This is a genomic window from Halodurantibacterium daqingense, assembly GCF_042666235.1.
GTDB classification, from domain to species: domain Bacteria; phylum Pseudomonadota; class Alphaproteobacteria; order Rhodobacterales; family Rhodobacteraceae; genus Halodurantibacterium; species Halodurantibacterium daqingensis.
Genome location: NZ_JBHTFQ010000005.1, coordinates 207,234 through 225,917, shown reverse-complemented (window position 1 = coordinate 225,917; position 18,684 = coordinate 207,234). Strand labels below are relative to the sequence as shown.

General features: G+C 67.1%; 14 protein-coding genes and 1 tRNA gene. 9 read left to right on the top strand and 6 right to left on the bottom strand.

What is annotated here, in order from left to right:
* Nucleotides 1-45 precede the first annotated feature (45 nt).
* From ACFQXB_RS10850 to ACFQXB_RS10840, 3 genes are all read left to right on the top strand, one after another.
* Nucleotides 46-3,225 carry a DEAD/DEAH box helicase gene (locus tag ACFQXB_RS10850; protein ID WP_377403268.1) on the top strand — a complete coding sequence of 1,060 codons (3,180 nt, stop codon included), beginning with the start codon at nucleotides 46-48 and terminating at the stop codon, nucleotides 3,223-3,225.
* Between the two features lie 50 nt (nucleotides 3,226-3,275).
* Nucleotides 3,276-3,458: a DUF3008 family protein gene (locus ACFQXB_RS10845; protein WP_377403266.1), complete on the top strand. Its 183-nt coding sequence runs from the start codon at nucleotides 3,276-3,278 to the stop codon at nucleotides 3,456-3,458.
* 73 nt (nucleotides 3,459-3,531) lie between these two features.
* On the top strand, nucleotides 3,532-5,178 hold the full coding sequence (locus ACFQXB_RS10840) for an MFS transporter (protein ID WP_377403264.1): 1,647 nt from the start codon (nucleotides 3,532-3,534) through the stop codon (nucleotides 5,176-5,178).
* Between the two features lie 66 nt (nucleotides 5,179-5,244).
* On the opposite strand, the gene ACFQXB_RS10835 is transcribed toward ACFQXB_RS10840, so the two are convergent.
* The 3 genes from ACFQXB_RS10835 to hmgA form a co-directional block, all read right to left on the bottom strand.
* The gene (locus ACFQXB_RS10835) at nucleotides 5,245-7,215 is read right to left on the bottom strand and encodes a bifunctional 2',3'-cyclic-nucleotide 2'-phosphodiesterase/3'-nucleotidase (protein ID WP_377403262.1); all 1,971 of its coding nucleotides are present in this window, start codon (nucleotides 7,213-7,215) and stop codon (nucleotides 5,245-5,247) included.
* Between the two features lie 239 nt (nucleotides 7,216-7,454).
* On the bottom strand, nucleotides 7,455-8,732 hold the full coding sequence (fahA, locus tag ACFQXB_RS10830) for a fumarylacetoacetase (RefSeq protein ID WP_377403260.1): 1,278 nt from the start codon (nucleotides 8,730-8,732) through the stop codon (nucleotides 7,455-7,457).
* A 44-nt stretch (nucleotides 8,733-8,776) separates the two neighbouring features.
* Nucleotides 8,777-10,132 carry a homogentisate 1,2-dioxygenase gene (gene hmgA, locus ACFQXB_RS10825; RefSeq protein ID WP_377403258.1) on the bottom strand — a complete coding sequence of 452 codons (1,356 nt, stop codon included), beginning with the start codon at nucleotides 10,130-10,132 and terminating at the stop codon, nucleotides 8,777-8,779.
* 153 nt (nucleotides 10,133-10,285) lie between these two features.
* Here hmgA and ACFQXB_RS10820 point away from each other — a divergent pair, with 153 nt between their 5' ends.
* Nucleotides 10,286-10,762 (top strand): MarR family winged helix-turn-helix transcriptional regulator, encoded by a 477-nt coding sequence (locus ACFQXB_RS10820; RefSeq protein WP_377403256.1) that lies wholly within the window; start codon nucleotides 10,286-10,288, stop codon nucleotides 10,760-10,762.
* Nucleotides 10,763-10,888: 126 nt separating this feature from the next.
* Here the strand turns inward: ACFQXB_RS10820 and ACFQXB_RS10815 are convergent.
* Nucleotides 10,889-10,964: transfer RNA gene (locus ACFQXB_RS10815), tRNA-Thr, on the bottom strand.
* 538 nt (nucleotides 10,965-11,502) lie between these two features.
* On the opposite strand from ACFQXB_RS10815, the gene ACFQXB_RS10810 reads away from it, so the two are divergent.
* Genes ACFQXB_RS10810 through ACFQXB_RS10790 form a run of 5 tightly spaced genes read left to right on the top strand, consistent with a single transcriptional unit; the run spans nucleotide 11,503 to nucleotide 17,345 of the window.
* A complete protein-coding gene (locus ACFQXB_RS10810) occupies nucleotides 11,503-12,507 on the top strand; it encodes a BMP family protein (protein ID WP_377403653.1) in 1,005 nt (334 codons plus the stop codon).
* Nucleotide 12,508: 1 nt separating this feature from the next.
* On the top strand, nucleotides 12,509-14,032 hold the full coding sequence (locus ACFQXB_RS10805) for an ABC transporter ATP-binding protein (protein WP_377403254.1): 1,524 nt from the start codon (nucleotides 12,509-12,511) through the stop codon (nucleotides 14,030-14,032).
* Entirely contained in the window at nucleotides 14,022-15,074 is a 1,053-nt protein-coding gene (locus tag ACFQXB_RS10800) for an ABC transporter permease (protein WP_377403252.1), read from the top strand. Before ACFQXB_RS10805 ends, ACFQXB_RS10800 begins: the two co-directional genes overlap by 11 nt.
* Nucleotides 15,071-16,021, top strand: coding sequence for an ABC transporter permease (locus ACFQXB_RS10795; protein ID WP_377403250.1), 951 nt, complete (start codon nucleotides 15,071-15,073; stop codon nucleotides 16,019-16,021). The genes ACFQXB_RS10800 and ACFQXB_RS10795 overlap by 4 nt, the downstream gene beginning before the upstream one ends.
* Nucleotides 16,022-16,037: 16 nt before the next feature.
* Nucleotides 16,038-17,345 (top strand): amidohydrolase family protein, encoded by a 1,308-nt coding sequence (locus ACFQXB_RS10790; protein ID WP_377403248.1) that lies wholly within the window; start codon nucleotides 16,038-16,040, stop codon nucleotides 17,343-17,345.
* On the opposite strand, the gene ACFQXB_RS10785 is transcribed toward ACFQXB_RS10790, so the two are convergent.
* Both ACFQXB_RS10785 and ACFQXB_RS10780 read right to left on the bottom strand, forming a co-directional pair.
* Complete coding sequence (locus tag ACFQXB_RS10785; protein WP_377403246.1) at nucleotides 17,299-18,237, bottom strand: hypothetical protein; 939 nt, start codon at nucleotides 18,235-18,237, stop codon at nucleotides 17,299-17,301. The genes ACFQXB_RS10790 and ACFQXB_RS10785 overlap by 47 nt on opposite strands.
* Nucleotides 18,234-18,671 (bottom strand): winged helix DNA-binding protein, encoded by a 438-nt coding sequence (locus ACFQXB_RS10780; RefSeq protein ID WP_377403650.1) that lies wholly within the window; start codon nucleotides 18,669-18,671, stop codon nucleotides 18,234-18,236. The genes ACFQXB_RS10785 and ACFQXB_RS10780 overlap by 4 nt, the downstream gene beginning before the upstream one ends.
* Nucleotides 18,672-18,684: the final 13 nt, after the last annotated feature.

Here is an 18,684-nt window from a genome sequence, read left to right as displayed (position 1 = left end):
GGATCCGCTTCGATCGGTCCACCGGACTTTGCAGTCGGAGCGAGAATGGAAGATACACTGCCCGCCGGGGCCGAAGCGGCCCGGGTTCTGGAGAAGACGCCCTCGGACGCGGTTTTGCTGCATCTGGCACGGGACGACTTCCGCGCCGAAGAGGTTGCCCGCGCACTGCGCGGCCTTGATCCCGCAGCCGAGGTGATCCACCTGCCGCCCTGGGACTGCCTGCCCTATGATGGCGCCGCGCCCACCCCAGGTGCCGTCGGGCGCCGCATGGCGGCCCTGTGGCAGATGGGCTTGCCTGCGCCAAAACGCGCCCGTTCCGGGCGCCGCATTGTGGTGACGCCGCCGCGTGCCGCGCTGCAACGCCTCGTTGCGCCCGGGCAGCTTCCGTCGCTGCTGCTCCGGACCGGGGACAGCCTCGATCCGGAGATCCTGCGGCGGTTCTGCGACAGCGCCGGGTTTCGTGTCGATGAACGCGTGGATGAGCCGGGCGAGGTTTCGTTTCTTGGCGGGGTGATCGACATCTTCCCGGGACAGGACCGGCTTCCCTGCCGCGTTGAGCTTGCCGGCACCCGTATCGGCGCGCTGCGGCGTTTTGATCCGGTCTCGCAGCGCAGCCTGCAGGAAAGCGAAAGCCTGCTGCTGGTTCCGGTTGAGGAAGCGGGGGCAGAGGCAGGGCAGGCGACACTTGCCGATTATCTGCCGGACGCGCGGCTGTCCCTGGGACCGGGTGCTGCCGCGCAGCAGTCCGCCGCCTGGGACCAGATCGGCGATTCCTACGCGGAACGGCTGAACCACGATCAGCCGGTGCCCCATCACGTCACCCCCCCGGAACGTCTTTATCTGTCGCGGTCGGACTGGCAGCGCCTTTGGCCGGAACCGACGCTGATCCCGGCCGAGGCCGCCGAACCGGTGCCCGATTTCGCGGCCACTGCCCAGCCGCGGCGGGCCATGGTGCGCTATCTGCGGATGCAGGCCGAGGCCGGCCGTCGCTGCCTGCTCGTCGCGCCCGATGCCACTTCGGCGGCGGCGATGGCCGCCGTGGCGCAGCGCGCGCTTGGCCGCGGCCCGGGGGCTGTCCGGCAATGGTCGGACATTGCCGATGCCGATCCCGCCGCGGTGCTTGCGGCAGAGGGCGCGCTGGATCACGGGTTCAGCGACGCCGCGCTTGACCTGGTCGTGATTGCCGCGCCGGATCTGCTGGGCGGCAGCCTTCGATACCAGGACCGGGATGCGCCGACGGCCGAGGCCTGGCAGACTGCGGCGGCCGAGCTCCACCCCGGGGATCTGGTGGTGCATCTGGACCATGGGCTTGCACGGCTGGAAGGGACGGAACAAGGCCCCGAGGGGGAAACGCTACGCCTGTGTTTCGCCCAGGGCCAGCGGCTGCTTGTTCCCGTCGCCGAGGCCGGACGGATCTGGCGCTATGGCGCAACCGAAGGGGCCGTGATGCTTGACCGATTGGGAGGCACCAGCTGGATCAGGCGCCGCCGCAGGGTTCAGCAGGGGCTCCAGGATACTGCGCGACGGCTGATTTCGCTTGCCGAGGCGCGGCAACAGACGCGGGTGACGCCCCTTTTGCCGCCCCGTCCTGCCTACGACCGCTTCGAGGCCCGGTTTTCCTTTGCCGAGACGGCCGACCAGCGGCGGGCAATCCACGCCGTCCTTCAGGATCTGGCGCGGGACAGGCCGATGGATCGGCTGGTGGTGGGCGATGTCGGCTTTGGCAAGACCGAGGTCGCGTTGCGTGCGGCGGCGGCCGTGGCGCTTTCGGGGCGGCAGGTCGCGGTGGTGGCGCCCACCACAGTTCTTGCGCGCCAGCATTACGAAACCTTCCGGCGTCGTTTCGCCGGACTTGGGGTGAAGGTGGGGCACCTGTCGCGCCTGACCCCGCGCGCCGAGGCCACGGCCCTGCGCAGGGCTCTTGCGGCGGGCGACTGCGGCCTGGTGGTCGGCACGCATGCGTTGCTGGGCAAGGCAGTTAGCTTCGCGGACCTGGCATTGCTGGTCATCGACGAGGAACAGCGCTTTGGCGCGGCACACAAGCGTGCGCTGCGCCGGCTGGGGCAGGCACCCCATGTGCTCAGCATGACGGCGACGCCGATCCCGCGCACCCTTCAGGCGGCGCTTGTCGGACTGCAGGACATGAGCGTCATCAACACGCCCCCCGCGCGCCGCCGGCCGATCCGCACTCTTCTGGCCGATCAGGATCTGCCAACCCTGCGCCAGGCGCTGATGCGGGAACGGCAGCGCGGCGGGCAGAGCTTCGTCATCGTGCCCCGGGTCGAGGATATCCCGGGGCTTGAGGCATTGCTGCGCGAAACCACGCCCGATCTCGCGCTTCGGGTGGCGCATGGCCAGCTGCCCCCGCGCGAGATCGACGAGACCATGGTGGGCTTTGCCGCCGGCGAGGGCGATGTGCTTCTTGCAACCAGCATCGTCGAAAGCGGGCTTGATGTGCCGCGCGCCAACACGATGATCGTGTTCCGGCCGCAGCTGTTCGGGCTGACGCAGTTGCACCAGCTGCGCGGCCGGGTGGGCCGAAGCCATCAGCAGGCCTATTGCTATCTGCTGACCGATCCCGCCGATCCTCCGTCCGAGGCCGCCTTGCAGCGGTTGCAGACCCTTCAGGCGCTTGATCGACTAGGGGCAGGCATGGCGCTCAGCGCGCAGGATCTGGACATGCGCGGCGCCGGGGATCTGTTCGGGGAACGCCAGACGGGCCATATCCGGCTGATCGGCCTGCCGCTTTACCAGGAGCTGCTTGGCCAGGCGCTGCGCGCGACGCGCGGGGATGCCCCGCCGGAACACGAGGTCACGTTGCAGATCGGCGCCGTCGGGGCCGTGCCGGAAAGCTACCTGCCCGAGCCCGAGATCCGCATCAACCTCTACCACCGGCTTGCGCGATTGCGCAGCGCCAACGAAGCCCGCGCCCTGGCCGAGGAAATCGAGGATCGCTTCGGCCCGCCGCCGCCCGAGCTGCGCGATCTGCTGTCGGCGGCCTATATCCGGGCGGCGGCCCTGCAACTGGGCATCACCCATATCAGCGCCGGGCCCAAGGGCATTGCCCTGGACTTCCTGCCGGGCCACCAGCCCGATCTGGAGGAGCTTCCCGCAGATCGCCGCGCGGCGCTTGACTGGAACAAGCGCCGCCTGTTCTGGCACCAGCCCGCCGAGGGACCAGAGGCGCTTGGCCTTGTCCGATGCGTTCTGGATGATCTGAGCTGAAACCTGGTGCCGCCTTGCGCGTTGATCCCCGTCAAGCATGGGAGGCCGAGATGCCCTTGAAATCCAAGGCACAGCAAAAGGCGGCAGGCGCGGCCCTGTCGGCCAAGCGCGGCGACACGAAGAAAGGCGATCTGAAAGGCGCGTCGAAAAGCATGGAGAAATCCATGAGCGAATCCGAACTGCGCGATCTTGCCGCCACATCACGCAAGGGCAAGCCCGAACACAAGTCCTGACGCGGCGCCCGCATCCGTCGGGTGGCTTCTCGGGCATTGCCGGCCCGGCCGGCGCTGCTATGGTTGGGGCGCCATGAAGAACAAGGGGTCCGAATTGGCCCAGCCACGCTCTGCCTTTGCGCCGTTCCGACATCCGGCTTTCCGCACGTTGTGGACGGCGACGCTTGTGTCCAATCTGGGCGGACTGGTGCAGGGGGTCGGCGCGGCCTGGGCGATGACGCTGCTCACGCCGTCTCCAACGCTGATCGCGCTGGTCCAGACCACGACGACGCTGCCGGTGATGCTGTTTGCGATGGCCTCGGGCGCGTTGGCCGACAGTTTTGACCGGCGGCGGATCATGCTGCTGGCGCAGGTTCTGATGCTTCTGGTCTCGGTCGCGCTGGCGGTCACCGCCTGGATGGGCGGGCTCACCCCCCGGCTGCTGCTGGCCTTCACCTTCCTGATCGGCGCCGGTGGGGCGCTGCACAATCCCTCATGGCAGGCCTCGATGGGCGATCTCGTAAGCCGGGACGATCTTCCGGCAGCGGTGTCGCTGAACAGCGTGGGCTTCAACCTCATGCGCAGCATCGGCCCGGCGGCGGGCGGGCTGATCGTGGCGACGCTGGGTGCGGCGGCCGCCTTTGCCTTCAACGCGGCCAGCTATGTGCCCCTGATCGCGGCGCTGTTCCGCTGGCGGCCCGAGACCCGGCCGCGCCTTGCCCCGCGCGAAGGCTTCGTTCCCGCCATGGGCGCAGGGCTGCGCTATGTCGCACTGTCGCCGAACCTGCTGCGGGTGCTGGCGCGAGGCCTTTTCTTTGGGCTGACCGGAGCCTCCGTTCTGGCGCTCTTGCCGTTGGTGGTGCGCGACATGATCGGCGGCGGGTCGTTTCTCTATGGCCTCTTGCTGGGCGCCTTCGGCCTCGGGGCAATCGGCGGCGCGTTGCTGAACCCCTGGCTGCGGGCGACGCTGGCGAACGAACGGATCGTGCAGATCGCCTTTCTGGCGATGGCGCTGGCCGCGGCGGCCCTGTCGCAAAGCCACACGCTCTGGCTGAGCGTGCTGGCGATGCTGCCGGCCGGTGCGGCCTGGGTGCTGGCGCTGTCGCTGTTCAACGTGACCGTTCAGCTGTCGACACCGCGCTGGGTGGTGGGGCGTGCGCTTGCGCTTTATCAGATGGCGACCTTCGGCGGGCTTGCCGCAGGGGCCTGGATCTGGGGCGTGGTGGCCAGTGCGCAGGGGGTGGATGTGGCGCTGATCGGTTCGGCGGCCGGGCTGGGGCTGGGGGCGGTGCTGGGCCTCTGGGTGCCGGTCCCGCAGTTTGGCACGCTGGATCTGGACCCGGCCGGCCGCTTTCGCGAACCGGTCCTGCGGCTGGACATGCGCGGGCGCAGCGGTCCGATCATGGTGATGATCGACTACCGGATCGACCAGGCCGACGTGCCGGCATTTCTGGCGGCGATGGGCGAACGCCGCCGCATCCGGCGCCGCGACGGGGCGCGCAACTGGGCGCTGCTGCGCGATCTGGAAGAGCCGGAGCTGTGGTCGGAAAGCTACCACGTCGCAACCTGGGATGAATACCTGCGCCACAACCTGCGCCGGACCAAGGCCGATATCGCGGTCTCGGAGCGCATCCTGGCGCTGCATCGCGGCCCCGACCAGCCGCGGGTTCATCGCATGATCGAGCGGCACAATGTCTCGCCCGAGGATGATCTGCCGCTGCGCAGCGCGGATCCGCCGTGACCAACGGTCGCCGTCCCGCGGCGCGGCTGTTCCGGGCGGCCGCGTCCTGCGCCGCCGCCCCGGGGCCTAAAGCGTGATGCGGAAACGGGCGAAGCCGTCGTCACCCGGGCCTGCCTCCTCGATCTGCACGCCGCGGGCGCGGATGTCGTCCAGATAGGCCGCGGCGCTTGGCCCGCTGTCGAACAGAACCGTTGCCCCGCCCGCCGGCGCAAGCTGCCAGTTGCCGTCGGCCGCAGGCGAAATCGTGCCTTCGGAAACGATATAGCGCACGATCACGTCGCGGTTGGTGTCGGGGGCGGCAAGGATCACACTGGCGCCGTCGGCGCCCGGGAAATTGCCGCCGCCCGAGGCGCGATAGTTGTTGGTTGCGACGATGAACTCCTGCGCCGGATCGATCGGTCGCCCGTCATGGGCAAGGTCGATGATCCGATGCGCCGTCTCGTCCACCAGGGTGCCGTCGCGGTCGAAGCGTGCCGGCTGTGTCACATCGATCCGGTAGGTCACCCCGTCGATCGTGTCGAAATTGTAGGCCGGAAATTCGGGGTTGATCAGCGGTTGATCCGGGGCGCCGGGGGTGATCTGGTTGAAGATCCCGGCCGAGCGTTCCAACCAGTCCTTCACCTGCGCACCGGTGATCCGCACGGCCTGCAGCGTGTTGGGATAAAGATAGAGATCGGCCACGTTCTTGATCGCGACCGGTCCTGCGGCAACGTCGGTGTAATAGTCCGGACCACCCCGGCCGCCGGATTTGAACGGCGCCGCCGCCGACAGGATCGGCAGGCCTTCATGTTCCGTTCCTTGCAGAAGCTGGCGCAGATACCAGGTTTGCGCCAGGCTCACGATCTGCACGGACGGATCATCAGCCACCAGCGCGAAATAGGAATGAAGCGGCGCGGTGCTTTGCCCCACTTCGGCGCGGACATAATCCAGCGTTTCGTCGTGCAGCGCGTCGGTTGCGGCGATCACTGGCGCATGATCCTCGACCAGGGGCCTGATGCTGCGGTCCTCGGTTCGCTCGAAGATCGGGCGGGCGTCGGATTCGAAGGCGGCGATGCGCCAGCCGTCGCCCTCGCGTTCCAGCATCAGATCGATGGTGCCAAGATGCGAGCCCCAGAACCCGGCCATGGTGGCCGGCTTGCCGTTCAGCGTGCCGCGGTCGCGGTCGATGCCCGGGCCCTCGAAATCATCCGAGGGCCAGACCCTGTGATTATGTCCGGCCACCACCGCGTCGATCCCGTCGATTCCGGCAAGGTGCAGGGCCGCGTTTTCCATCATCGGGGTTTCGGGCGCGTCCGAGATTCCGGAATGGGCCAGCGCGACGATGAGATCGGCGCCTTCCTCCCGCATCACCGGCACCCAGGCGCGGGCCGCCTCGAGGATGTCGCGCGCCTCGAAGGAGCCCACCAGATGCCCCGCGTCCCAGCGCATGATCTGCGGCGGCACAAAGCCGATGATGCCGACGCGGATCGGATGCCGCGCCCCGGCCCCGTCCACGATCTCGCGGTCAAGGATCACATAGGGCGCAAGGTGCAGGTCGTCGGCAAGGGGATCAGCGCCAAGGCTGCGGGCAAAATTCGCGCAGACGATCGGGAAGTCTGCGCCGGCATTCACCTTGTCCATGAACGCGACGCCATAGTTGAACTCGTGGTTGCCCAGCGTGCCCGCGTCATAGCCAAGCGCGTTCATCCCGGCGATCACCGGGTGCACGACGCCATCCTCCATGCCCCGGGCATAGGCCATGTAGTCGCCCATCGGGTTCCCCTGAAGATAGTCGCCGTTATCGACCATCAACGTGTTGGTCGCCTCGGCCCGGATGGCTGCGACAATGGCCGCCGTTCGGGCGAGGCCCATCGTGTCGTTCTCGCGGTCGGCGTAATAGTCGTAGGGGTGAACATGGCAGTGCAGATCGGTGGTGGACAGGATGCGCAGATGCGCCTGGCCCGCGCTGGCCCGCGCCGAATAGGGGTGCAACAGCACGACGCCGCCAGCAGCGGCGCCGGTCATCAGAAAGCTCCGGCGGGACAGGGAAAACGACATGGGCACCTCTTGGACTATGCGACACAGGAAAGCTGTGGCCCGATCATCGACGCCGGGTGTAACAGCCGCGCAAAGCCTAGCGCCGTGCCTGGTTCGGCGAAAGCCCTGACGCGAGCAGGTGACGCAACGCTCAATCCCCGGTGGCAGGCCGTCAGCGGGTTGGCAGGCGCCGCCGCTGGCCGCAGTGCCATGGCGCCGCGGGCACCAGCCCTGATCGCCTTAAAGCGGTGCCGGGCCGGTCAGGGAGGCGGGGCCGGGCGCGCATAGGGATCATCCAGCGCGGGCAGAACGGTGCCGGTGCAGTCGCCAAAGCCGATCATGTGATCATCGGCGTGAAGATAGCCGCGCAGCGTGACGGTGTCGTGGTCTTCGAGAAAGCGCCGCACGCGGCCCTCTCCGATCTGCACCGGCTGCGTGCCGCCCCAGGACAGTTCCAGCAGGCAGCCGCGGCTGTCCGGACCCGGGCCCGAGATGGTTCCCGAGCCGAGCAGATCTCCGCAGCGCATCGGGCAACCGCTGCTGGCATGATGGGCAAGTTGCTGGGCCGCTGCATAATACATCTCGCGGGAGTTGGTGCGGCAGACTACCTTCTCGCTGCCGCCGCGCGGTGTCAATGCAACCTCAAGTTCGATATCGTAAAGCAGCGGGCCGGGCTCGTGCAGATAGGGAAGGAGCGGTACGCTGCGGTCTGGTGTGGCCACCCGCCAGGGGGCGAGGGCAGCGCGGGTGACGATCCAGGGAGAAATGGTGGTGGCGGTGGCCTTTGACTGGAACGGCCCCAGCGGCTGATACTCCCAGGCCTGAATGTCGCGCGCCGACCAGTCGTTGAGCAGCACATAGCCGAAGATCATCCCGTCCGCTTCGGCCACGGACACGGGGTGCCCGGACTGCGACGGCAGGCCGACAACAGCGCCCAGCTCAAGCTCGAAATCGAACCTGGCCGACGGCGCAAAGCGGGGTGCCGCCTCGTCTGGTGCCTTGATCTGGCCCCAGGGCCGGCGCACCGGCGTGCCGGAAACGACCACCGAGGAGGCGCGGCCGTTGTAGCCCACGGGCATGTGCAGCCAGTTCGCAGGCAGGGCATTTTCGGGTCCCCGAAACATGGTGCCCACGTTGAAGGCGTGGTGGCGCCCGGCATAGAAATCCGTGAATTCAGCCACTTCGAAGGGCATGTGCATCCTGGTCCGCACCTGCGGAACAAGGTGCGGCCGGATATTGTCCCGCTCGGCGGCGCCCTCCCGCAGCAGGGATTGCAACCGCGCGCGCAATGCGGCCCAGGCCTCGGAGCCCGCCGCCATGAAGCCGTTCCACCGCGGTGCGGTGAAATAGGGCCCGCCGGCCAGCGCCAGAATTCCCGCCTGTTCCAACGCAGCCACATCGAGGATCATGTCGCCGATCGCCACGCCGCAGCGGGGGGTGGGATCGGTGTCGGAAAACACCCCGCAGGGCAGGTTGTTCAATGGGAACGGCGTATCCGCGCGATTGGCGCTGTCGATCCAGGAAGGCAAAAGTGGCATGCAGGTTCTTTTCCTGTGGCGATCATCCGGCAGGGCGCGGGGGACTACTTGACACCGGGGGTGCCGTCGAACTTCTTCGCCAGGCTGTCCCAGCAGTCGATGTAGTCCTCTTGCAGCGGCGCGCTTTTTGCTGCCCATTCCGTAAGATGCTGGGGAAAGCGGGTCTCGAACATGAAGGACATCGTCTCGTCCAGCTTCTCGGGCTTCAGTTCCGCGTTCGAGGCCCCTTCAAAGGCCGTCCGGTCCGGCCCATGCGGCAGCATGCAGTTGTGCAGCGACATGCCGCCGGGCACGAAGCCCTTGGGCTTGGCGTCATAGATGCCATAGATGTTGCCCATCAGCTCCGACATGACGTTCTTGTGGTACCAGGGCGGGCGGAAGCTGTGCTCGGCCACCATCCAGCGTTCGCGGAACAGCACGAAGTCGATATTCGCGGTGCCTTCCAGCCCGGACGGCGCAGTCAGAACGGTGAAGATCGACGGATCGGGGTGATCGAACAGGATCGCTCCGACCGGCGAATAGCTGCGCAGATCGTATTTGAACGGGGCGTAGTTTCCGTGCCAGGCCACGACATCAAGAGGCGACTGGCCGATGCGGGTGCGGTGGAACTGGCCGCACCATTTCAGGATGACCTCGGACGCCGTCTCGCGGTCCTCGAAGGCGGCGACGGGCGTCTTGAAATCGCGCGGATTGGCCAGACAGTTGGCCCCGATCGGACCGCGGTGCGGCAAGGTGAAGGGAACGCCGTAATTTTCGCAGACAAAGCCCCGGCACGGACCTTCCAGAACCTCGACCCGATACACCAGTCCGCGCGGCAGGATCGCGATTTCCTTCGGCTCGAGGTCGATCACGCCCAGTTCGGTGCAAAAGCGCAGCCGGCCCTCCTGCGGGACAACCAGAAGCTCGCCATCCGCCGAGTAGAAATAGCTGTCCTCCATCGAGCGGGTCACCAGATAGACATGCGCCGCCATGCCGGTCTGGGTGTTCACATCGCCCGCGGTCGTGACCGTGCGCATCCCGGTGATCCAGGTCAGCGGCTGGTCGGCATGCGGGACCGGGTCCCAGCGGTACTGGCCGAGGCTGATGACATCGGGCAGCACATGGGGGGCCGACTTCCAGTGCGGCAGGTCGATCCGGTCAAACCGCGCCGTGTGCTTGACGCTGGGGCGGATCCGGTAGCACCAGGTGCGTTCCGGTTGGGGCCTGGTAAAGGCCGAGCCTGAAAGCTGTTCGGCATAAAGCCCGTAGTTGCATTTCTGCGGGCTGTTCTGGCCTTGTGGCAGCGCGCCCGGCAGGGCCTCGGTCTCGAAGTCATTGCCGAAGCCGGGCATGTAGCCTTCGCATGTGCCCAGTGTCGTTGCGGCGCGGATCATGCCGTGGGGCAGGGAATGGCGGGTCATGTCTCCTCCTCTCGCGGTTGGACGAGCATTGGTTGCAAATGCAACCATGTCAAGCGCCGCCTGGCGGGCAAGGCTGTTGGGGCGCGGCAAGGCGCCCGGGTGACAGCCGCGGCGTCCTGTGGCAGGCTCGTCCGGCACAGATATGGAGGCCCCATGCAGCCCGTCGCCCCGCCCACCGGCAGTTCAACCGCCTTCGATCTGGAGCACTTCCTGCCCTATCTTCTCAATCAGGCGGCCGAGGCGACGTCACGTTCGTTCCAGCGCATCTATCGCGACGATTACGGGATGACGCGCACCCAGTGGCGCGTGGTTGCCAATCTGGGCAAGTTCGGCGCGATGACGGCGCGGGATATCTGCCGGATCTCGCATGTCGAGAAAACCCGGGTGAGCCGCGCGGTTGCTGCGCTCGAGGCCGAGGGCTTGCTGATGCGGGCGCCAAGCCCCGAGGATGGGCGCGCCGAGATCCTGTCGCTGAGCGACAAGGGCCGGAATCTGTTCGAGGAGCTTGGCCAGCGGGCGCTGGCCCATGACCGGGAGTTGCGGAACATGTTGGGCCCGGATCTGGCGGCCCGGCTCGACGGGCTGCTGCGGCAGCTGATCGCGCAATCGGGCCCTGCCTCCGGATGTTGACCGCCAGCACGGGGAAATCGCTCCGGCTCGATCGTCTTTGGCGAGGAGGAAAACCTGTTGCCGTGCCCGGGTTTCGACCCGGGAAACCGCGCAGAGGCGGCAGACTTCCGTCCGCAAGAGAGGGAATGGTGCCCGGTGAGGGAGTCGAACCCCCGACCCTCGCTTTACAAAAGCGCAGCTCTGGCCTCTGAGCTAACCGGGCAAACACGCGAACGTCATGTAGCAAGTCCCGCGGCACGGTGCAAGACTTGCGCGGCGGGCCTTTCGCTGCGGAACGGATCCTGGCCGCGGGCGACAGCCGGGTCGGCCAGCCCGGGCGGGCAGATCATGCCATGTCCCGCACGTGCTGCGATGGTGGCTTCCGAATGGCCGTGGCGCAAGCCCCCTGCCAGGATCAAGGCCGGTGACCCGGCATCATCCGTGCCATTACCGCCGATCACGTGAACAGCCGCTGTCGGGTGCCGGATCTCCATTCCACGCGCGCGTCACTGAACGGTCGGCACGAGGCACAGCGGGATCCGGGCCGGCGGTTTCCACGAGGTCCAGTTCCGGGTTGCGTCCTGACCCCGCTCTGCAACCCGCGGGGTATCTCCTCCACCAGGTGGATGCTTGCCTGCCCATCAGTGCCTGTTAATTATGCAGATGCTGCCCGGGCAGGCGCATGAGGCGCGTTTTCTGTTTCATCTTTCCCCGCTTTCCGATTTTCTGCCGAAAACCGACTCAGAGGAAGCGCCATGCCGATGACCTTTCGTCCAACCCGCCGTCACATTCTTGCCGGAGGTGCTGCCTTGTCGGCGCTGGCCTTCGGCTTGCCGCTGCGGGCGCAGTCGGGGCCGATCCGCGTTGCGGGGATCTATACCGTCCCGGTCGAACAGCAGTGGGTCAGCCGTATCCACCTTGCCGCCCTTGCCGCGCAAGAGGCGGGTGAGATCGAATACAGCTATTCCGAAAACGTCTCGAACACCGACTATCCGCGGGTAATGCGCGAATATGCCGAGGGCGGGGCAGACCTCATCCTGGGCGAGATCTTCGGGGTCGAGCAGGAGGCGCGCGAGGTTGCCGCCGATTATCCCGACACCGCCTTCCTCATGGGCTCCAGCTTCCTGCCGGACGGCAGTCTGGGCAACTTTGGCGTCTTCGACAACTACATTCAGGATGCCTCGTATCTCTCGGGAATCGTTGCGGGGGCGATGACGGAATCCGGCAATATCGGCATGGTCGGCGGCTTTCCGATCCCCGAGGTCAACCGGCTGATGCATGCCTTCATGGCCGGCGTGCGCGAAATGCGCCCCGATGCCACCTTCCAGGTCAGCTTCATCGGGTCGTGGTTCGATCCGCCGCGCGCCAAGGAAACGGCCATCGCCATGATCGATAACGGCGCCGACATCCTGTACGCCGAACGCTTCGGCGTGTCGGATGCGGCCGCGGAACGCGGTATCCTTGCCATCGGCAACGTCATCGACACCCAGGCGGACTATCCCGACACAGTGGTTGCTTCGGCGCTCTGGCATTTCGAGCCGACGCTTGCGGCGGCAATCGAGAAGGTGAAGGCGGGCAGCTTCACTTCGGAGAACTATGGCATCTATTCGATGATGCAGTATGGCGGCGCCACGCTTGCGCCCTTTGGCAGCTTCGAGGGCCGGATTCCCCAAGCCGCGCTGGATCTGATCGCCGAGCGGGAAGCCGCGATCCGCGACGGCAGCTTTGTGGTCGAGGTGAACGACAGCGAACCGACTGCCGGCTGACATGGAAGACAATACCACCCCGGCGCTTCGGGTCGAGGGGATCAGCAAACGCTTCGGCGCGAACCTTGCCAATGACGCGATCTCGTTCGAGATCGCGCAGGGCGAAGTCGTGGCGCTGCTGGGGGAGAACGGCGCGGGCAAGACCACGCTGATGAACATCCTTTTCGGCCATTACACCGCCGAGGAGGGGCGGATCGAGGTGTTCGGCGTGCCACTGCCGCCGGGCCGTCCGGCTGCGGCGCTGGCCGCGGGCCTGGGAATGGTGCACCAGCATTTCACCCTCGCGGACAATCTGAGTGTTCTGGACAACCTGATGCTGGGCACCGAAAGTCTGTGGCGGCCGGTTTCGGCCCGCCGCCAGGCCGCCGCACGGCTGCGCAAGCTGGCGCAGGATTTCGGGCTGTCGGCCGATCCCGATGCGAAGGTTGGCACGCTGTCGGTGGGCGAACGGCAGCGGGTCGAGATCCTGAAGGCGCTGTACCGCGATGCGCGGATCCTCATTCTTGACGAACCGACCGCCGTCCTTACCCCGCAAGAGGCAGAGGCCCTGTTTGCCACGCTGCGCAGGGCGGTGGCGCTGGGGCTTTCCGTCATCTTCATTTCGCACAAGCTGCACGAGGTCATGGCGGTGGCCGACCGTGTGCTGGTGCTGCGTCACGGGCGGCTGGTGGGCGAAACGCCGATCGCGGGCACCGATCCGGCGCGACTTGCGGCCATGATGGTCGGGGCCGAGGTTGTTCCCCCCCTGGTCGCGGCAAGCACCGAGGGTCAGGTTCTGATGCGCCTTTCCGGTGTTGCGACGCAAGGGCAGCGCCCCGATCTGCGCGATGTCGATCTTGATCTGGTGGCCGGGCGGATCACCGGGATTGCCGGTGTCTCGGGCAACGGTCAGGCGGCGCTTGCGGCGCTGATCGGCGGGCTTGCGCGGCCCGTGGCGGGCGAGGTCTCCTTGCAGGACCAGCCCCTCACGGACTGGTCGCCCCGCGCCGCGATCAAGGCCGGCATCGCCCGCATTCCTGCCGACCGCCACCGCGAGGGAACGGTCGCGGATTTCAGCCTGACCGAAAACGCGGTGCTGGAGCTGTATCGCAGCCCAGGGTTCAGCCGCCGGGGCTGGATGAACTGGCCCGCTGCGCGCCGCTTTGCGCGCCAGGTCATCGCACGCTATGACATACGTGGGCCGGGCGAGGGGGCTGCGGTGCGGCTCTTGTCCGGCGGGAACATGCAGAAGCTGATCCTTGGGCGGCTGCTGGAACGCGATCCGTGCATCATCCTGGCCGATCAGCCGGTGCGCGGCCTTGATATCGGCGCAGTGACCTTCGTCCAGAACCGGCTTCTGGATGCGCGCGGTCGGGGTGCGGCGGTGCTGTTGATCTCCGAGGATCTGGAAGAGGTGATGGCCCTGTCGGATGTGATCCATGTGATCTGTGACGGCCGGCTGAGCCCGGCCTTCCCGCGCGGCAGCAAGACGGTGGCCGAGCTGGGGTTGTGGATGGCCGGACAGGGGTTCAGCCATGCGGCTTGAACCTGTCGCCAACCCGGGCATCATGCGCCGGATCCTGCCGCCGATGCTGGCGCTCGTGGCAACGGTGCTGTTGGGCGCAGCCCTTGCACGGCTGGCCGGAGCCGATCCGCTTGCGGTCTTCGGCCTGATCGTCAAAGGCGCGGCCGGATCGCGTTTCGCGCTGCTAGAAACGCTGAACCGCGCTACGCCGCTGATCTTCACCGGGCTTGCCGTCGCGGTCGCCTTTCGTGCCCGGCTCTGGAATATCGGTGCCGAGGCGCAGTTCTTCGCCGGCGGCCTGCTTGCGGTGCTGATCGGGCTGAACCTTGGGCCGCTTCTGCCCTCGGCCGTGCTGTGGCCGGCGATGGCCCTGGGCGCGATGGCGGCGGGCGCGGTGCTGTTGCTGGGGCCGGCACTGCTCAAGCTCCGGTTCGGGGTGGATGAGGTGGTGACCACGCTGCTTCTGAACTTCGTGATGCTGCTGTTCGTCTCGATGCTGCTGGAAGGGCCCTTGCGCGATCCGATGGGCATGGGCTGGCCCCGCTCGCCCGCCCTGCCGCCCGAGGCGCGCCTGCCACGGATCCTGCCGGGGTTGCGGTTGCACTGGGGATTTGCGCTGGCGGTTGCGGCGGCGATCCTGATCTGGATCATCGACCGCAAGACGACCCTCGGCTACGAAATGCGCGCTGTCGGCCTGAACGAAACCGCCGCGCGCCACGCGGGCATGCCGGTGCGCCGGGTGGTGTTGCTCACGGCGGTGCTGTCGGGGGGGCTGGCCGCGCTGGGAGGCTTTTCCGAGGTTGCCGGCGTGCGGGGCAGCCTGACGCTCGATCTCAGCCCGGGCTTTGGCTATACCGGGATCATCGTCGCGATGCTTGCCCTGCTGAACCCCTTGGGCGTCATCTTTTCGGCGCTGTTCGTGGCCGCGATCTTCGTCGGCGCCGACAGCATGAGCCGCGCCGCGCAGGTTCCCACCTATATCGCCGACATCCTGCTGGCCTTTGCCCTTCTGGCAATGGTTCTGGCGCTTCTGACCACCCGATACAGGCTGCGCCGCGCATGAGTGACGTGATTGCAATTCTGATCTCGGCCAGCTTCTGGGTTGCGCTGGTGCGCATCGCCTCGCCGCTGATCTTTGCGACGCTGGGCGAGTTGATCTGCGAACGGGCCGGCGTGCTGAACCTCGGGATCGAGGGGATCATGGTTGCAGGGGCCTTTGCCGGCTGGATCGCTGTCTATGCCGGGCTTGGCCTTTGGGCCGGGGTGGGGGTGGCGCTGCTGACCGGCATGGCCTTCGGCGCCCTGCATGGGGTGTTGACGGTGCTTTTCGGCCTGTCGCAGCATGTGGTGGGACTTGGCATCACGCTGCTTGCGACGGCGTCAAGTTACTATACCTACCGTCTGGTCCTGCCGAACGTGTCCTCGCCGCCGCGGATCACCGCCTTTCCGGTGGTGCCGATCCCGATCCTGTCCGACATTCCGTTGCTGGGGCCGGCGCTGTTCGCCCAGACGCCGCTGACCTATCTGGCCTATGCGCTTGCCATCGCCACGGCCCTGATCCTTGCGCGCAGCCCCCTGGGCCTTGCGGTGCGCGCGGCCGGTGAGAACCCCGCCGCGGTCGAAGCGCAGGGCCTTTCGGTTGCAGCGATCCGGATCGGGGCGGTCATGGTGGGATCGGGGCTGATGGCCCTGGGCGGCGCGTTCCTGACCATGTCGGCCTTCAACTCGTTCTTCTTCGAGATGGTGAACGGGCGCGGCTGGATCTGCATCGCGCTGGTGGTCTTCGGGGCCTGGAAACCCGGCAAGGCCGTGGCGGGGGCGTTTCTGTTCGCGGGGTTCGACGCGCTGCAGATCCGTTTGCAGCAGACCGGGCTGGGCACGATGGTGCCCTACCAGCTGTTCCTGATGCTGCCCTATGTGCTTTCGATCCTCGCCCTGGTCGTCATGTCGCGGCGGGCCGAGGTTCCGGCCGCGCTGATGCAGCCGTACCGCAAGGGCGAGCGGCGCTGAAAAGAAGGAGACCGAGATGAGCCAGTTTGACCTGATCGTGAAAGGCGGCACGCTGCCTGACGGGCGCCAGGCCGACATCGGCATCCGCGAGGGTCGTATCGTCGCGGTCGAGCGGCTGGATGCGGGGCTGGACGCCGGCGAAGTGATCGACGCCACGGGCGATCTGGTCAGCCCGCCCTTCGTCGATCCGCATTTCCACATGGATGCGACGCTCAGCTACGGGCTGCCGCGTATCAACGCCTCGGGCACGCTGCTTGAGGGGATCGCGCTTTGGGGCGAGTTGAAGCAGATCGTCACCGTCGAGCAGATGGTAGAGCGGGGCCTTGCCTATTGTGACTGGGCGGCAAGCCTTGGCCTGCTGGCGATCCGCAGCCATGTCGATACCTGCGACGACCGCCTGCTGGGCGTGCAGGCGATGCTGGAATTGCGCGAACAGGTGAAGGGCTATATCGATCTGCAGCTTGTGGCCTTTCCGCAGGATGGTTTCTACCGTGACCCGACCGCACGGGCCAACACGTTGCGCGCGCTGGACATGGGCGTGGATGTGGTTGGCGGCATCCCGCATTTCGAACGCACCATGGCCGATGGCGCTGCGTCCCTGGCCGAATTGTGCCGGATCGCCGCCGATCGCGGCCTGCGCGTCGATATCCATTGCGACGAAACCGATGATCCGCTGAGCCGCCACATCGAGGCGCTGGCCTATGAGGCACAGAAACATGGATTGCAGGGGCGGGTGGCCGCCAGCCACCTGACTTCGATGCATTCGATGGACAACTATTACGTTTCGAAGTTGCTGCCTCTGATCGCCGAGGCCGGGATCGCTGCCATTCCGAACCCGCTGATCAACATCATGTTGCAGGGCCGGCACGACAGCTTTCCCAAGCGCCGCGGTCTCACCCGGGTGAAGGAGATGCAGGCCCATGGCATTTCCGTCGGCTGGGGCCAGGATTGCGTGCTCGATCCCTGGTATTCGCTGGGCACCGGCGACATGCTGGACGTGGCCTTCATGGGCCTGCACGTCGCGCAGATGAGCGCGCCCGACGAGATGGCGCGCTGCTTCGACATGGTGACCCGGGTGAACGCGGCAATCATCGGTGCCGATGATCTGGGGCTTGAGGTGGGGCGCACGGCCTCGCTTGTTGTGCTGGATGCGGCCGATCCGGTCGAGGCGCTGCGCCGCCGCGCGGCCCGCCGGGTGGTGATTTCGAAAGGGCGGGTGATCGCGCGCAGCCCGCGCAGCGACGCGGCACTGTCGCTGCCCGGCCGCCCCGGCAATGTCACCCGCCGCGCGCCGCCGCGCGCCGATACCAGCCGCCCAGCATAAGCGGCGTCAGATACATCGGAATCTGGAAGCAGCCGATGAACAGCATCAGCTCGTCCGCTGTCGCGGCGGGCAGGATGCTGAGAAACAGCGCCGCATTCCGGTTTCCGGCGACGATGCCAAGGGCGGGCGCGGCTTTCGGATCGCGCCGGGCCGCGAGCTGGCAGACCAGCAATTGCAGCGGCAGGTTGATCGCGAAACAGGCTCCAAGCGTCAGGGCCAGGCGCAGCGGCGCCTCGTGCAGGGCCGGACCGATTGCCGACATCAGCCCGATCACCACCAGCGCAAGCAAGATGGCGGAAAGCCCGTCGATCGCGCCGAGAACACGCGCTGCGGGCTGAAACCGCATGACGCGATGCAGCAACAGCGCGGCACCCGCCGCAAGGCTGATGATCGCCAGCAGGCGCAGGGCCGCCAGCACGACATCGCCCACCCCGCCAAACCCGGGCATCACCGCAAACACCGGAACGACGGTCAGGGGCAGAAGCGCCGTGCCCAGAACAAGCTGGCGCAGGGCTGCGACCGGTTCGGCCCCCATCAGCAAAGCGAGGTTGGCGCTGCCGGTGATCGGCGCTGCGGCCAGCACCAGCACCGTTCCCCGGGCCAGCGGGTGCTCCAGCACACCGGCAAGGGCGAAGGCCGCGGCCGCAGCCAGCGGCAGGACCAGTTGCAAGAGGATCGTGAGCGCACAGGCCGCCGGCAAACGCACCGCCCCCGTGCGCAGCCCGTCAGGCCCCAGCCGCAGTACCGCCAGGAACAGCAGCGCCACGATCAGGGGGGCAACGGCAAAACGCAGCGCCTCGGCCAGACCCGGCAGCAGCGCCCCGGCCAGAAGCCCCGCCACCAGCGCATAGCGCCCCTGCCGGGCCGTCCAGCCAAGCAGGCCCGTAATCACAGCGACGCCGCTGCGCGCGCCGCGTGATCGTATTCTCCCGACATTGCCCGCAGCAACCGCGACAGACGCGACAGTTCGGCAGGGTCAACGCCCATCTGCTGCGCGGATTCGACCAGCAGCGCCTCGCGCACGGCACGGTAGCGCTGGCACAGCTTCTCGCCCGCGGGGCTGATGCCGACGGTCTTTTCCTTGCCCTTGCGCCCCAGTTGCACGAGCTTCTGATCCGCCAGCTTCTTGATCGCGTAATTCACCAGATGCGTGTCCTCGACATTCAGCACCAGGCAGATGTCGGCCAGCGTCTTGGGGCGGTTGCGGTGATTGACCAGGTGCAGGATCAGCACTTCCAGCGGCGACATGGCCTGACCCGCCGCCGCCATGCAGCGCATGATCCAGCGCTGGAAGGCGTGGTGGGCCATGGTCAGCGCGAATTCCAGTTCCGACAGTTCG